This window comes from Bacillus sp. cl95 (assembly GCF_900115925.1).
Classification (GTDB): domain Bacteria; phylum Bacillota; class Bacilli; order Bacillales; family Cytobacillaceae; genus Neobacillus_A.
The window spans coordinates 383,331-398,825 of the sequence record NZ_FOYF01000002.1 but is presented as its reverse complement, the minus strand read 5'-3'; the positions used below and the strand labels follow the sequence as shown (position 1 = coordinate 398,825).

Below are 15,495 nucleotides of genomic sequence, written 5' to 3'. Positions count from 1 at the left end.
CAGTTCATTTTATCACAAATATACTTTTCTAATTTGTGTATAAATCCTAAACCAAATTAGGTGTTTGGCATATCATATTAAGAAAGAGTCTGCGCCGTTTTCTGTGAAGTTGCAGGCCAGATAGTAATTATCAAGTAACTTTCTTACGCTGTTTGAAAGGATATTGGAAGGAGGCTGAATGAATGCCACCAAGACAAAGAATGCCTATGGGAGGAATGGGACCATTTATGATGGGCCCATATGGAAATATGGGAGGTCGTCCTCCTTTTGGGAACATGCCCATGCAATCACCCTACCAAGGACAAGGACCGATGATGGGTTATCCTCAAAGTCCCATGATGAACAGGCCACCTCGTGGCCAAGGTAATAGTAGCGGAGGACTTCTCTCTAAGCTCCTTGGAAAAGGGAACCAAAGAGGTGCAGCAGGTCCGGCCGCAGCAGCGAGTCGTGCGGGCGGTGCTAGTGGTGCGGGCGGAATCTTAAAGTCGCTTAGTAACCCGGGTTCGATCAATGGCTTGTTGAACAATACACAACAAATCATTAAAACAGCACAAACAATTGGTCCAATGGTTCAACAATATGGCCCGCTTGTGAAAAACTTACCTGCTATGTGGAAGCTTTATCGAGGTCTTAAGGATTCGAACGTAGAGACTGAACAAGAAAGTAAAGAAAAGAGCGTACCTGTTGATGCGGAAGCACAATCTTCAAATACTGATGCAAAAGAAATTGAATCCCTGCCAAAAACATCAGCAAAGAAGAACAGTTCAAGAGAAGAAAAAAATCAAAAACCTCCGTCAAGAAAAGGAAACTCATTACCTAGACTATACATTTAATGAAGAATGCTGAAAGCAGCATTCTTTTTTTCTTTTTCGCTCTGTTAAACTTGCCTTTTGATTGCCGTTCCAGACGATTGCTTTCCGGTACGAATTAGCAAATTCGTCTTGGGGGCAATCGTCGAGCCTCCTTGTTGCTATCGCTCCTGCGGAGGGTTTATTCTTAAACGCTAATCCCCTAGGACATTGATAATCTTCCTCGAAATAAACCGCGTACGAAGAATAGGCCATAGCACAAGGAATTCTTTCCTGAATTTACATCGCACGATATTATGCGATAGCATAATGGAGGATTTTCGAGGAGTCAAGCGTCTTCCACTCCAATCAACAAAGTGCAGAAAATCAACATTGTACTTTAACATAGCCTTCTCATAAAATCGCATTGCTGATATTCTCTTTTGTAATATCAAACCAAGTTTTATATAATAAAGAAGCACATAAGACAGAGTATTTGTTCCTAATGGGAGGATTTATATATGAAAGTAGTCAAAATTTCGCCTCGTGGATACTGCTATGGTGTAGTTGATGCCATGGTAATCGCAAGAAACGCAGCATTGGATAAATCTTTGCCAAGACCGATCTACATCCTCGGCATGATTGTCCATAATAAACATGTAACCGATGCTTTCGCAGAAGAGGGAATCATTACACTCGACGGTAGCAATCGAAAAGAAATATTAGAAAAAGTTGATAAAGGTACAGTAATCTTTACTGCTCACGGTATTTCACCTGAAGTACGCAAACTTGCCAAGGATAAAGGTCTTGTCACTATCGATGCTACATGTCCTGATGTTACGAAGACGCATGAGCTTATTCGTGAAAAAGAGCAGGAAGGATATCTTGTCATCTATATCGGCAAAAAAGGTCACCCTGAACCCGAGGGCGCCGTCGGAGTAGCTGCACCGGGAATCGTGCACCTCGTCGAAACACCGGCAGATGTTGAGGCATTGAATATTTCTGGAGACAAAATTATTGTTACAAATCAAACTACGATGAGTCAATGGGATGTTGCAGAAATAATGAAGAAAGTGCAGGAAAAATATCCGCACGTAGAAGTACACAAAGAAATTTGTATGGCAACACAAGTACGACAAGAAGCGGTATCGGAACAAGCTGGTCAAGCAGATGTAACAATCGTCGTTGGTGATCCGATGAGTAACAACTCAAACAGATTGGCGCAAGTTTCTGAAGAAATCGCTGGAACAAAGGCTTACCGTATTGCTGATATTTCCGAACTTGAAATAGAATGGATAAAAGATGCTTCTACTGTAGCAGTAACTTCCGGAGCATCAACTCCAACCCCTATAACGAAGGAAGTCATCACTTTCTTGGAACAATTTGATCCACTTAACCCGACAACTTGGGAACGCAAAAAAAATGTACCATTGAATAGAATTCTTCCTAAAGTCAAAAACCTGGGCTAAAAGGATAAATAAGAAGAGATTTTAAGACTAAAAAAGACGGCCAAATTTGGCCGTCTTTTTTAGATGATTTGAAATGGATTTGTATCAACTTCAGAAGGAATGAAAGTAACCCGATAGCCTTTTTGGTCACACATTTTCGTCATGACTTCTGCTACACCTTTTTTCATGATCTTTTCGATATTATGACCGGGATCAATGATATTTAAGCCCTCCATCATGGCATCATGGGCAGTGTGATAATAAATATCTCCCGTCACATATACATCCGCTCCCTTAAACTTTGCAGAGCTATAATACTTATTACCATCTCCACCGAGTACAGCCACCTTACGAACCATATCGTTTACGTTCCCAATGACACGGACTCGATCCAGTCCGAAAGCTTTCTTAACTTTCTCTGCAAAATCTCCAAGTGTTATTGGGTCAATGGAGCCAATACGCCCAAGACCTAATACTTCTCCTTTGTTATCTAAAGAAAAAATATCATAAGCCACTTCCTCGTAGGGATGGGCTTTTAGCATGGCCGTCAGAGTTCTTTTCAACAAGTGTTCTTCAACGATCGTTTCAATTTTGATTTCATTAACGGTTTCTAACTGACCTGCTGAACCGATAAAAGGCTGAGTTTTATCTCCAGGTAGGAATCGCCCTTCTCCCTGAGAAGAAAAGGAACAATGACTATAATCTCCAATTGCTCCTGCTCCCGCTATTCCTAATGCTTTTCTCACTTCATCAGCATAATCTTCCGGAACATAAACGGTTATTTTCTTCAATTTCTTTTCATATGTAGGATATAGAACTTCTGTATTTTCTAACCCTAATGCATTTGCAAGCATGTCATTTACCCCGCCTGGTGTCACATCAAGATTTGTATGTGCCGCATAAACAGCTATATCGTGTTTTAGAAGCTTCTCAATCATACGCCCAGAAACGTTGTCCGTCGTCAACTTTTTTAAAGGACGAAAAATGGGAGGATGATGTGCAATAATTAATTGGACATTTTTTTCAATCGCTTCATCGACGACTTCTTCTAAGACGTCGAGGGCAACCATGACTTTTTCAACTGATTTATTTAAGGTTCCAATTTGCAGACCGATCTTATCGCCTTCCATTGCATATGCTTTTGGAGAAAATTGTTCAAAAAGCCCTATGACCTCATTTCCGTTCACTGCTTTCACCATTCAAAATCCCCTCTACCATTTTTATTTTATTTAATAACTCCTGCTTTTTTTGCTGGGCTTCAGTTCCGTCACTACTCGACTTCTCTAGTTGGGTGACAATTCTTTCCCAATTCTCTTTTTCCATTAACCATTTTTTCTTAAAAATTTCTCCGGGATTTTCAGTTAGGAAAGGTCCAAGTAATAATCCTTTATCCATGCCGTGTATATAAGGTGCTTTCGGATTGCCCCTTTCCGCAACAAGTATTTCGTATATCTTCCCGTCTTCCTCTAATATATCTTCGTCAATCAATTCCCACTCGTTGTCGATAAGCCACTGCCTAATTGAAATGGCACTAATATTAGGTTGGAGAATTAATCTTCTTACTTCTGTTAGTTTTTCTTTGCCACTTTCAAGAATATTGGCGATTAAAGCACCGCCCATCCCTGCAATCGTAATGCAGTCAACCTCTCCTACTTCAATAACTTCAAGACCGCTTCCCTTCCTAACTGAAATCTGATCTGAAAATCCTTCTGATTGTACGTTCTTCTTTGCAGAATTGAACGGACCTTCCACTACTTCACCCGCAACTGCAAAAGGAACGATCCCTTTTTTTACGGCATAACAAGGAAGGTAGGCATGATCCGACCCAATGTCAGCTATACGGGCTCCCGAAGGAATATATTTAACTACAGTTGCAAGTCGATTAGACAATTTATCTGTATTCATTTCTTCACCACTTTTATTTATTTGAAATATCAAGTTCAGCCATATACTGTATAAAAAAAGTCCTTCACAAATGCAAAGGACTTTTTTTATTATAAACTTATTTAAGCTCAGATAACCATTTTACCATTTCATCTTCTTGTCCCGCTACAAGTCCTGGTGGCATTGCACCCTTCCCGTTAGTCAGGATTTCTTTGATTTGCTCAGGTGACAATCTCTCGCCAACACCCTTTAACGCAGGACCAACTCCACCTTGGTATTGGTCACCATGGCAGCCAATGCAGCCTTTTGCTGTGTAGAGCTCTTCAGGCTTCATCGCAACTTCTTCAGTTTTTTCTTTGCCGCCGCCTTCTTTTTCTTGGGCGATTTCTTTTTCATCACCAAGACCCTTAAAAGAAAGCAGGAACATAAGACCGATACCAAATACCATGATTAATACGAAAGGAATAATCGGATTACGATTCATAATTTAACCTCCCTTATGTAAGAACATCTGTTAAATAATATTTTATTACAAACAAATTCTATTTTACTTTAAAATCCTAGGAAGGAAAAGCCTAAAAGATAACTTTAAGCTCGAAATTTATCAAAAATCGAAAAAAGGCGGCATAATTCGTTGCCACCTCGTCTTTTTTGCTGCGTTTTGAATGATTTAGCAACCAATCTGTCGTGCGATAACCATTCTTTGAACTTCTGAAGTTCCTTCTCCGATTTCGAGAAGTTTAGCATCACGCATAAATCTCTCAACATGATATTCCTTCATGTATCCATAACCACCATGAATCTGAACTGCTTGACTTGTAACTTCCATGCAAATTTCAGAAGCATATAATTTACACATTGCCGCTTCTTTTGAAAATGGTCTGCCTTTGTCTTTTAACCATGCAGCTTTGTATACCATCGTTCTAGCCAATTCAATTTTCATTGCCATGTCTGCAAGTTTGAACTGAATAGCTTGGAAATTAGAAAGTGATTTTCCAAATTGCTTACGCTCTTTCGCATATTGTAAAGCTTTATCATATGCCCCTTGAGCAATTCCTACAGCCATTGCACCAATCCCAATACGACCACCATCTAGTGTAATAAGGAACTGCTTAAACCCTTCACCCTTTTTTCCTAACAAATTCTCAACAGGTACAACCACATCTTCAAGAACAAGTTCTGTTGTATTTGAAGAATTCAAGCCCATTTTTTCATAGTTATCGATTACTGTGAATCCTGGCGCATCAGTTGGGACAATGATGGCACTGATTTCTTTTTCGCCATCTTTTTGGTTAGTAATAGCTGTAATTGCCAAGTGCTTGGCAAAGCTTGCATTAGTAATAAAGCACTTATTGCCGTTAATCGTGAAGTTTCCTTCCTTCTCAACAGCAGTAGTTCTTGTACCACCCGCATCTGAGCCAGCGTTCGGTTCAGTTAAACCAAAAGCTCCAAATGATTCACCTGTACAGATAGGAGTTAAGTATTGATGTTTTTGTTCTTCCGTACCAAATAGATATAGAGGTGCCCCTCCAAGTGAAATGTGTGCAGAATAAGTAATTCCGGTTGAACCACACGTACGGCTCAATTCTTCAACAACAATAGCAAAACTTACTGTATCTGCTCCTCCACCGCCGTACTCTTCAGGAAAAGGCAGTCCCATCATGCCCATATCTGCAAGCTTCTGAAAGATTTCTTTCGGAAACTGTTTTGTTTTGTCTCTTTCCAATGCCCCAGGGGCTACAACTTCATCTGAAAATTCCTTAATAGCTTTTCTAATCATTGCTTGTTCACTAGTTAAATCGAAATTCATTTCCATCCCCCTCAAAGATGTTTGTATGCGCTTACTTTTCTATTATAAAAGGGAACGGTTAATTTTCACAACATTTAAAAACTTTTAAATATATTTTATTATACAAATATAGAGATAACTAACAATATAAGACCTGCAACTCCAGAAACGGAAAGGTAAATTAGCTTTAGGTTTTTTCCTAACCCCATCCATAATAAGCAGTTAACCAAGGTAATAGCATACAATACAAGGGCTTTATGAGCTTGAACGGCGCTTCCGGCTTCAACGGTAGTCACCAATAATAAAAGTAATGTTGAAATAATTGCGAAATGATTCTTATTCCTTATACGAATGTAGTAAAAAAACAAAGAAATCGAAACAACCAAAAGAGAGGTTAAAATACCCATTTGCAAAATGAAAGACAATTCAGTAAAATAAATGACAAACAGAGAAATGGATAATATAAGCAAATGAATTAGATAACTGATAGCGTTTCTAGTCAGTATACTATGCTTCTTTTGATCCGTTTGAGTTTCCCCTTCCCCTTCTGTGTAAAGGGCTAATAGATAATTACAGTATTGTTCCGGAAGCATATGACTTTGCTTCCAATATTCAATTTCTTTCACAATGATTTTACGGCGATTTTCGTTCATATAGGATAGGACCTTTCTTCTTTTCAAAATCTTTTATAGTTAAGAAACCTTTAAAGATAAAAAAATAGTTTACCTCTATTTTAAGAAGTAAACTATTCTCTGGCAATGATTATTATTCTAAAAAGTCTTTCAGCCTTTTACTACGGCTTGGATGTCTAAGCTTTCTTAAGGCTTTAGCTTCAATTTGACGAATACGTTCACGAGTAACACCGAAGACTTTACCAACTTCCTCAAGTGTACGTGTACGTCCATCATCAAGTCCAAAACGAAGACGAAGTACATTTTCTTCTCTATCAGTTAAAGTATCAAGGACATCTTCTAACTGCTCTTTTAAAAGTTCATAAGCTGCATGCTCAGATGGTGACGTTGCGTCCTGATCTTCGATAAAGTCACCTAAATGAGAATCGTCTTCTTCACCAATAGGTGTTTCTAGAGACACAGGCTCTTGAGCAATTTTTAGGATTTCACGTACTTTGTCTGGAGTTAAGTCCATATCTTCACCGATTTCTTCAGGCGATGGTTCCCTTCCTAAATCTTGAAGAAGTTGACGTTGTACACGAATTAGCTTATTGATCGTTTCAACCATATGAACGGGGATACGAATCGTTCTTGCCTGGTCCGCAATTGCACGAGTAATGGCCTGACGAATCCACCAAGTTGCATAAGTACTGAACTTAAAGCCTTTACGATAGTCAAATTTCTCTACAGCTTTGATTAATCCCATGTTACCTTCTTGAATTAAGTCAAGGAAGAGCATTCCACGGCCTACATAACGCTTAGCAATGCTGACAACTAGTCGGAGGTTGGCCTCTGCCAAACGTCTTTTTGCCTCTTCATCGCCCTCTTCAATTCGGGTAGCAAGATTAATTTCTTCTTCTGCTGATAATAAGTCAACTCGACCAATTTCTTTTAAGTACATGCGTACAGGGTCATTAATCTTTACACCAGGAGGAACACTGAGATCATTTAGATCGAATTCATCATCGTCTTCTTTTGACAGTTCTTTCATGTTAGGTGCATCTTCTTCGTTGTCGCCTATCAATTCAACTCCTTGGTCGCCAAGGAATTCATAAAATTCGTCCATTTGATCTGAATCCATATCAAAATTTGACATTCTCTCTGCAATATCATCATAAGCAAGGACGCCAATCTTTTTACCCAGTTCAGTTAACTGGTCTTTAACCTGTTCAACGGTCAACTCGCTTTCGACCTCTTTTGAACGTGCTGATTTTTCAGCCATGTGTCCCTCTCCTTCCAACTTACACTAATCAAGTTTCAACTTATAACATTTTTCTCAATTGAATAATTTCCATCGCAAGCGCGGCAGCCTTTAAGTAATCCTTTTCCCGCTCAGCTTCTTTTTGCTGTACTTCTTTTTCCCTAATTTTCATTAGCTGCTGATAATTTTTTACTTGCTTTATATAATCATGGAGCTCTTGATCACTTAATTCATCATTGATTGACATCATTTGTATATTCGCAGCCACTCTTCTCAGTTGAGCATCTTCGATAAAAGTTAAGAAAGCGCTCGGCTCTGGGTTTTGGCTTGCTTCATAGTAACCAAATAAATAAGTTATGATTGCTTGATGTTCGTCGATATTAAGCGTGGTTCCTTGTAGCAAATCCTGTACCTTATAGGCTACATCGCGATCTTTCAACATGTGTGCGATCAGTCTTCGCTCAGCATTATGATAGGCCGGTTTAAGTTCTTTGTCTCTTCTGGGTTGTTGATGATTAACTACCCGTTTTTTTTCTTCAGAACGATTGGAGGCTTGTTTTTTGTTTGCAGAATGTATCTGCATTTCTTGTTGTTTTAATGCATCCAAAGATATCGAAAATTCTGAAGCAATCTGCCTCAAATAATGATCTTTTTCAACCATATTTGGAAGCTGACTGATTTCCTTTAATACTTCTTCTATATAAAGGAGCTTATCTCCTTCTACTTGGAGATTTTTCCTTCTTCTTAAATAAAGTAACTTAAAGGCCATCCAAGTTAAGCTATAATCAATTACCTCATTCTTAAACTTCTCGCCACCATACTTTTTTATGTAATCATCGGGGTCATGCCCGTCCGGTAACATGGCGATTTTTATTTGACACCCAGCCTTTGTTAGCATCGTAGCCGCCCTGTGAGCCGCCTCTATACCAGCAGAGTCTGAATCATAGCATATAGTGATGGTTTCAGCATTCTGACGCAACAAGGAGATATGAGGTTCTGTCAACGATGTCCCCATCGTCGCAACACCGTTCTCCACACCTGTGCGGTCAGCTGCAATCACATCCGCAAAACCTTCGAACAAGATTACATGCTGGCTTTTCTTTATCACTGGCCTTGCGATATGAAAATTATATAAAATTTTACTTTTATTAAAAATTGCCGTTTCGGGACTATTTAAATATTTGGGCTCCTCTGCCCCAAGCGATCTCCCTGAAAAAGCAATCGTATTTCCATTTCGATCTGCAATGGGAAACATGATTCGATCACGAAAACGATCAAAGTATGATCCATCTTTCTCCCTATGGATAATCAAACCTGCCTTTTCCATTATTTCAGGACTGAAGCCTCTCTTGGTTAAAAGCTTCGTTGCAAATTCCCAAGAATTTAAAGCATAGCCTATTTGGAACTTATCAATGGATTCCCTCGTAAATCCCCGATTCAGCATATATTCCAGAGCATGCTGACCTTCCTTTGTATTTACCAGTAAATGGTGGTAAAATTTCTTTAAGAGCTCATGTGCCTCAATCATTGATTGATGTTCTACAGGTACATTTTTTTCCCTTAAAGCGCCGGGGGTCTCAATCTCAAGGTCTATATTCGCTTTACTAGCTACCTTGGCTGCAGCTTCCTGAAATGACAGGCCATCTAATTCCATTAAGAATGAAAAAACATTTCCGCCAGCTCCACAACCAAAACAGTGATAAATCTGTTTGTCAGGAGAAACAGAAAAGGACGGTGAATTTTCTCCATGAAATGGACAAAGTCCAAAGTAATTTCTTCCCTGTTTTTTCAGTTGAACATAGTCACCAATGACATCTACAATGTCAACGGCTTGACGAACTTGTTCCAACTTTTCTTCGGCAATTCGTTCAGCCATGAAAACAACTCCAATTAACAAAGGAAGATTAGGCGGTTATGATGTTTGATAAAATACCCTTCAATTCACTCACAAAGCGATTGCGATCACTGTTTGTAAACGGCTTAGGGCCTTTACCATGAATACCTTGACGCCTTGCTTTTGCACTAAGATATCTTAGATCCAGTGCAGTGTGAATTTTCTCTTCCTCATATAAAATTCCCTTTGGTGATAAAACATAAACTCCTTGTGGCAAAAGTGTAGAGGCTAAACCGATGTCTTGAGTGATTGCTATATCGCCTCGTTTGACATGGTTCATAATGTAAAGGTCAACAGCTTCCTTTGTGGAATCAACAAACTTCCATGTTGCCGTTGCATACTCATTCATCATATGTGCATACGATGCCACAAATAGAACATTCACTGAAAAAGATTTGGCTATTTCGACAATTTCCGTCTTGACCGGACAAGAGTCAGCGTCGACAAAAATAGTAGGAATGCCGATTTTATTAGTATTAATTCTACATCACTCCGCATATTCCTTCTTCCATGTATAACTTTTATGAAATGTGTTCATGTCGAATTTTTTTCCGTTACAGTTCTTGACATCTAACAATAAATAGTTTATTCGTTCCTAAGCAAGTCTAAACCTAATTACATACATTTTTATCACAATTTTTTATTATAGAACATAAGATGCGTATTTACCATCATTTTTTACTGGATTTGAACACTTTCTTAATAACCAAAAAGAAAACATTTCACCTGAAGATGAAATGTTACTGAGAACGGAATTTCAAAACGTTATTCAAAATGATATTCGCGGTTTCTTCTACAGCCTTATTTGTTACATCAATAACCGGACATTTAAGCTTATTAACGATCTTTTCAAAATATACGAGTTCTTCCTTAATACGTTCGATATTTGCGTAATTAGCCTGATCATTCAAACCTAGCGAAATTAACCGTTCTTTTCGAATATTATTTAATTTTTCCGGACTTATTTTGAGGCCAAAACACTTTTCTGGCGCAACTTTAAACAATTCTTCTGGTGGGTCCACTTCTGGAACAAGTGGAACATTTGCCACTTTTAAACGCTTGTGAGCTAAGTATTGTGACAATGGTGTTTTTGACGTTCTTGAAACACCTACAAGAATAATATCCGCTTTAAGAATGCCTCTTGGATCTCGACCATCATCATACTTAACTGCAAATTCGATGGCTTCAACTTTTTTAAAGTAGTCTTCATCTAGTTTTCTGACTAATCCAGGTTCAAAAAGTGGAGTTATATTACACATTGACTGAATCTGGTCCATCAAAGGACCAATAAGGTCGCAAGCCTGTAAGCCTGCTTCTTCTGCTTTTTCCTTCATGTAGGCACGCATATCAGGCTTCACCAATGTATATGCTATCATTGCTTTATCATGCTTAACCAGTGATATGACTTCGTCAATATTCTCGAAATCCTCTACATAAGGAAATCTCCTTAATACTGCATCCGAACAATTAAACTGACTGATTGCTGCTTTTGTAACTAACTCTGCTGTTTCCCCTACTGAGTCAGATACCACATATATGATAGGCATTACCATTATTTTCGAAACTCCTTCCAATACCTCAATCATTATTTCCCAATGAAACAAAGGCTTTGGTAATATTGGATTTGGTCACACGACCAATGACTTCATATCCAATTTCACTCTTTTTAACAACAGGTAATGCATCAATTTGTTTCTCAATTAGCTTCTTTGCAACATCGATTAATAAATCCTCTTTTTCACAGACCGTAATATTTGGCATTCTGGTCATAATGATGTTTACTGGAATGCTAGCAAGTTCCTGTTTCCCTATACTTGCTCTAAGCAAATCTTTTCTAGACAAGACACCTACTAACAAAGAAGATTGATCTACTACAAATAAAGTCCCGACGTCTTCAAGGAACATTGTGCAAATGGCGTCATAGACAGAAACGTTTTCCGAAACAACAACTGGGATTGATTGATAGTCTTTGACATAAATCTTTTGAAGATTCTCAGTCAATAACTGTGCTCCTGATTTACCTGTATAAAAATAACCCACTCTTGGTCTGGCATCTAGAAAACCAGCCATCGTCAATATCGCGAGATCGGGTCTTAAAGTCGCTCTTGTTAAGTTCAATTGATCTGCAATTTGTTCACCTGTGATCGGACCATTATCTTTCACAATCTGCAGTATTTGTTCTTGGCGCTTATTCAGTTCTATTGTCCCCACCACCTAACTCAGCCATCTAAATTAATCATGCTATACTTTTATAGAATTATTATATACTTTTTACCAAAAATGAAAAGAATAGTTTGGCTTAAGAGGAGGCAGGAACTCTTTTCAGCCCTATCGCAACGAAAAGCAAGCCTGCCAAACATAGACAGACCTACTTCAGGATAATGATTATTTAACGAGAACTTCATTCATCTTTGCAAAACCCAGAATCAATTGAGCTAAAGCCGCCATCATTGATAGGCGGTTTTCTTTAATCTCAGGATTATCCGCCATAACCATTGTATGATCAAAATAATCGTTGATTGCTGGACGCATTGAAGCAAGAATACGATAATACTCATCCGGATTTGCATTTGAAAGATTCTCAGATGCACTTGCGTATGCAGCAAGTAAATTAGATTCGTAATCGTTCTCGAACAAGTCACTCTTAACTTCTTCGACTTTTTCAGCTTTAGAGGCAATATTCAAGACCCTGCTGAGAGCTTCTACTTCCTCTTTAAAATCAGGATTTTCTTTTCTAGCTTCTAAAACAGCCGCTTTTTTGAATACATCAGAAACTACGGCAATCTCGGTTCCAAGCACTGCATCGATTAGGTCATAGCGGATACCACGTTCTTGAAGTAAATGCTTAAGACGCAACTTAAAGAAGGACATTAACTCGTTCTTTAACTCTGCTTCTGAGCGTTTGCAGAATCCATCTTCCACTGTTAGTTTAATGGATTCATCCAATAATGCTCCAAATGAAATATTCCATTCATGCTTCACTAATGTTTGAATGATTCCCGTTGCCTGTCTTCTTAAAGCATAAGGATCTTGTGAACCGCTTGCTGTAATGCCAATGCTCATGAATGAGACGATGGTATCCAGCTTTTCTGCGATTGCCAATACTGCGCCTGCAGGGCTCGTTGGTGCATCGTCTTCAGCATTTCTAGGCATATAATGTTCATTAATAGCCTTAGAGACTGCCTCACCTTCACCCTTTTGCATAGCGTACTTTTCACCCATAAATCCTTGAAGCTCTGGGAATTCGTATACCATGTTTGTAACAAGGTCAAATTTTGCAATTTCAGCAGCACGGTCGGCAACTTTTTTGTCTTCTTCAGTGAAGGACAGCTTTTCTGTCAATACATTCGTTAGCTCCCTAACGCGTTCAACCTTTTTCGCAAGAGTACCGATTTCTTCATGGTAGACAATTGATTCAAGTTTTTTAAGCAATACAGTAATCTCTGATTTTTGATCTTCGCGATAGAAAAATGCCGCATCTGCTAATCTAGCTCTAAGGACTTTCTCATTTCCTTTTGCAACTTTATCAAGGTTGTTATGATCACCGTTTCTGACTGTTACAAAGTATGGAAGAAGCTTTCCTTCAGCTGATTTTACAGGAAAATACCGTTGATGCTCTTTCATTGAAGTAATCAGCACTTCTTCAGGAATTTCCAAGAATTCTTCTTCGAACTTTCCAAATAACGCAGTCGGGTATTCAACAAGATTATTGACTTCCTCAAGCAAGTCTTCATCTACAGGAATTTTCCAGTTGTTTTCTTCTTCAAGATTTTCTAATTGTGCAATGATTCCACGCTTTCTTTCTTTAGGATCAACCATCACGTATTGAGCAAGCATAGCCTCTTCATATTGACCAGCTTCAGAAAGAACAACTTCATTTCCGAGGAAACGATGTCCTTTAGTTGTTTGTCCCGTTTCTACATTTGCGATTGAGAATGGGATTATCTCGTTTCCATAAAGAGTTACCATCCACTTAATCGGACGGATATATCTTAAATCTTGATTCGCCCATCTCATATTTTTAGGGAATGAGAGACCGCTGATAATTTTCTCAAGCTGAACCAAAAGCGTTCTCGTTTCTTGTCCTTTAACGAACTTCTTTACATGAGCATATTCCACGCCATTAATTTCTTTGAAGTAAATGTCATCTACTGAAACGCCTTGACCTCGACAAAAGCCTGCTGCAGCTTTTGACCAATTCCCATCAGCATCAAGAGCAATTTTTTTCGCAGGACCTTTTGCTTCTTCATGAATGTCTTCTTGAGCTTCCACAACATCCTTAATCAATATGGCTAGCCTTCTTGGAGTAGAGTAAGACTTCAATTCAGTGAATTCAACTTTGTTTTCTTCAAGCCATTGTTGCACTTTACCTGCGAGTTGATTCATCGAATCAGTCACAAACCGTGCAGGCATTTCTTCTAAGCCGATTTCTAACAATAAATCTCTTTTATTCATGGTCTGCGCCCTCCTCTTTTTTAATGATCGGGAAACCTAATTTTTCGCGCTCCTCATAAAATGTTTTAGCAATTTTTCTAGCCAGATTACGGCATCGCGCAATATAGCCTGTTCTTTCTGTAACAGATATCGCTCCTCGTGCATCAAGAATATTAAATGCATGAGAACACTTTAATACATAATCATAGGCTGGGTGTACAAGACCATGCTCCATTTGACGATGTGCTTCTTTTTCATAAATATTGAACAATTCAAATAACATGTCGGGATTAGACGTCTCAAATGTATATTTAGAGTGCTCGAATTCCGGTTGACCAAAAATATCTCTTACAGTAAAACCATTTGTCCACTCAAGTTCAAAAACATTCTCTTTGTCTTGAATGTAGGATGCTAAACGCTCAATCCCGTATGTAATTTCAACCGATACAGGTTTGCATTCTAGTCCGCCAACTTGTTGGAAGTATGTAAACTGTGTAATTTCCATTCCATCCAACCATACTTCCCAACCAAGACCCGCACATCCAAGTGATGGATTTTCCCAGTTATCTTCAACAAAACGGATGTCATGTTCTAGTGGGTCAATGCCTAGGGCCTTCAGAGAGTCCAAGTATAGCTCTTGGATGTTGTCAGGCGAAGGCTTCATGATAACTTGAAATTGATGATGTTGGTAGAGACGGTTTGGGTTTTCTCCATATCTACCGTCTGCTGGTCTTCTTGAAGGTTCAACATATGCAACATTCCAAGGCTCTGGTCCTATTGCACGCAGGAATGTATACGGGCTCATCGTACCTGCCCCTTTTTCGACATCATAAGCCTGCATAAGGATGCACCCTTGTTCAGACCAATGTTTTTGCAGTGTTAAAATCATGTTTTGAATATTCATCTTTTACCCTCCTTCTTTATTTAAGAGACTCTGTTAATCTAGCCTGTTGATTTCCGCTCCAGTCACTTGCTTTCCGGGGGGCGTTCGCCGAGCCTCCTCGTCGCTAACGCTCCTGTGGGGTCTCGCCTGTAACGCTAATCCCCCAGGAGTCTAGCGCCTTCCACTCCAATCAACAAAGTGCGGAAAATCAACCATGACCTATAACAGAGCCAATTTAGAAAGTGCAATCGGATAGAGCGAATCGTTTCTAAAAAATTTCAGAAAGCAAAAAAACTCCCGTCCTATGCACTTAGCATAGGGACGAGAGTTACCCGCGGTTCCACCCTAATTGCTGCAAAATATGCAGCCTCTTTCACGAAATGTTGCTCCAGACTGCCTTCCTAAATCCGCTTTTCCCTGGCTCACACCATCCCAGGTTCGCTTAAAAAGTCGTTATTCAGTACTACTTTCTTTCACAGCAACTATTAATAATATTAAGTATA

At 39.0% G+C, this 15,495-nt stretch carries 14 protein-coding genes; 2 read left to right on the top strand and 12 right to left on the bottom strand.

Features of this window, described 5'->3' with window-relative positions:
• Positions 1–182 precede the first annotated feature (182 nt).
• Positions 183–833 carry a YqfQ family protein gene (locus BMZ31_RS07195; protein WP_254778654.1) on the top strand — a complete coding sequence of 217 codons (651 nt, stop codon included), beginning with the start codon at positions 183–185 and terminating at the stop codon, positions 831–833.
• Between the two features lie 476 nt (positions 834–1,309).
• Positions 1,310–2,257, top strand: a complete 948-nt coding sequence (locus tag BMZ31_RS07190) for a 4-hydroxy-3-methylbut-2-enyl diphosphate reductase (RefSeq protein WP_090831046.1) — start codon at positions 1,310–1,312, stop codon at positions 2,255–2,257.
• Between the two features lie 59 nt (positions 2,258–2,316).
• On the opposite strand, the gene BMZ31_RS07185 is transcribed toward BMZ31_RS07190, so the two are convergent.
• From BMZ31_RS07185 to glyQ, 12 genes are all read right to left on the bottom strand, one after another.
• On the bottom strand, positions 2,317–3,432 hold the full coding sequence (locus BMZ31_RS07185; RefSeq protein ID WP_090831387.1) for a Nif3-like dinuclear metal center hexameric protein: 1,116 nt from the start codon (positions 3,430–3,432) through the stop codon (positions 2,317–2,319).
• Positions 3,410–4,141 (bottom strand): tRNA (adenine(22)-N(1))-methyltransferase, encoded by a 732-nt coding sequence (locus BMZ31_RS07180; protein WP_090831045.1) that lies wholly within the window; start codon positions 4,139–4,141, stop codon positions 3,410–3,412. Before BMZ31_RS07180 ends, BMZ31_RS07185 begins: the two co-directional genes overlap by 23 nt.
• Before the next feature lie 97 nt (positions 4,142–4,238).
• Positions 4,239–4,604: a cytochrome c550 gene (gene cccA / locus BMZ31_RS07175; protein ID WP_090831044.1), complete on the bottom strand. Its 366-nt coding sequence runs from the start codon at positions 4,602–4,604 to the stop codon at positions 4,239–4,241.
• Between the two features lie 186 nt (positions 4,605–4,790).
• Entirely contained in the window at positions 4,791–5,930 is a 1,140-nt protein-coding gene (locus BMZ31_RS07170; RefSeq protein ID WP_090831043.1) for an acyl-CoA dehydrogenase family protein, read from the bottom strand.
• A gap of 98 nt (positions 5,931–6,028) precedes the next feature.
• Positions 6,029–6,589 carry a hypothetical protein gene (locus BMZ31_RS07165; protein ID WP_139206614.1) on the bottom strand — a complete coding sequence of 187 codons (561 nt, stop codon included), beginning with the start codon at positions 6,587–6,589 and terminating at the stop codon, positions 6,029–6,031.
• A gap of 85 nt (positions 6,590–6,674) precedes the next feature.
• Complete coding sequence (rpoD, locus tag BMZ31_RS07160; protein WP_090831041.1) at positions 6,675–7,802, bottom strand: RNA polymerase sigma factor RpoD; 1,128 nt, start codon at positions 7,800–7,802, stop codon at positions 6,675–6,677.
• A gap of 40 nt (positions 7,803–7,842) precedes the next feature.
• The gene (gene dnaG / locus BMZ31_RS07155; protein WP_090831040.1) at positions 7,843–9,657 is read right to left on the bottom strand and encodes a DNA primase; all 1,815 of its coding nucleotides are present in this window, start codon (positions 9,655–9,657) and stop codon (positions 7,843–7,845) included.
• Positions 9,658–9,685: 28 nt separating this feature from the next.
• On the bottom strand, positions 9,686–10,141 hold the full coding sequence (locus BMZ31_RS07150; RefSeq protein WP_090831039.1) for a YaiI/YqxD family protein: 456 nt from the start codon (positions 10,139–10,141) through the stop codon (positions 9,686–9,688).
• A 274-nt stretch (positions 10,142–10,415) separates the two neighbouring features.
• Positions 10,416–11,228 (bottom strand): pyruvate, water dikinase regulatory protein, encoded by an 813-nt coding sequence (locus BMZ31_RS07145; protein ID WP_175478024.1) that lies wholly within the window; start codon positions 11,226–11,228, stop codon positions 10,416–10,418.
• A 25-nt stretch (positions 11,229–11,253) separates the two neighbouring features.
• Positions 11,254–11,886 carry a transcriptional regulator CcpN gene (locus tag BMZ31_RS07140; RefSeq protein ID WP_175478023.1) on the bottom strand — a complete coding sequence of 211 codons (633 nt, stop codon included), beginning with the start codon at positions 11,884–11,886 and terminating at the stop codon, positions 11,254–11,256.
• Positions 11,887–12,060: 174 nt separating this feature from the next.
• Positions 12,061–14,130 (bottom strand): glycine--tRNA ligase subunit beta, encoded by a 2,070-nt coding sequence (glyS, locus tag BMZ31_RS07135; RefSeq protein WP_090831037.1) that lies wholly within the window; start codon positions 14,128–14,130, stop codon positions 12,061–12,063.
• Positions 14,123–15,013 carry a glycine--tRNA ligase subunit alpha gene (gene glyQ, locus BMZ31_RS07130; protein WP_090831036.1) on the bottom strand — a complete coding sequence of 297 codons (891 nt, stop codon included), beginning with the start codon at positions 15,011–15,013 and terminating at the stop codon, positions 14,123–14,125. Before glyQ ends, glyS begins: the two co-directional genes overlap by 8 nt.
• Positions 15,014–15,495: the final 482 nt, after the last annotated feature.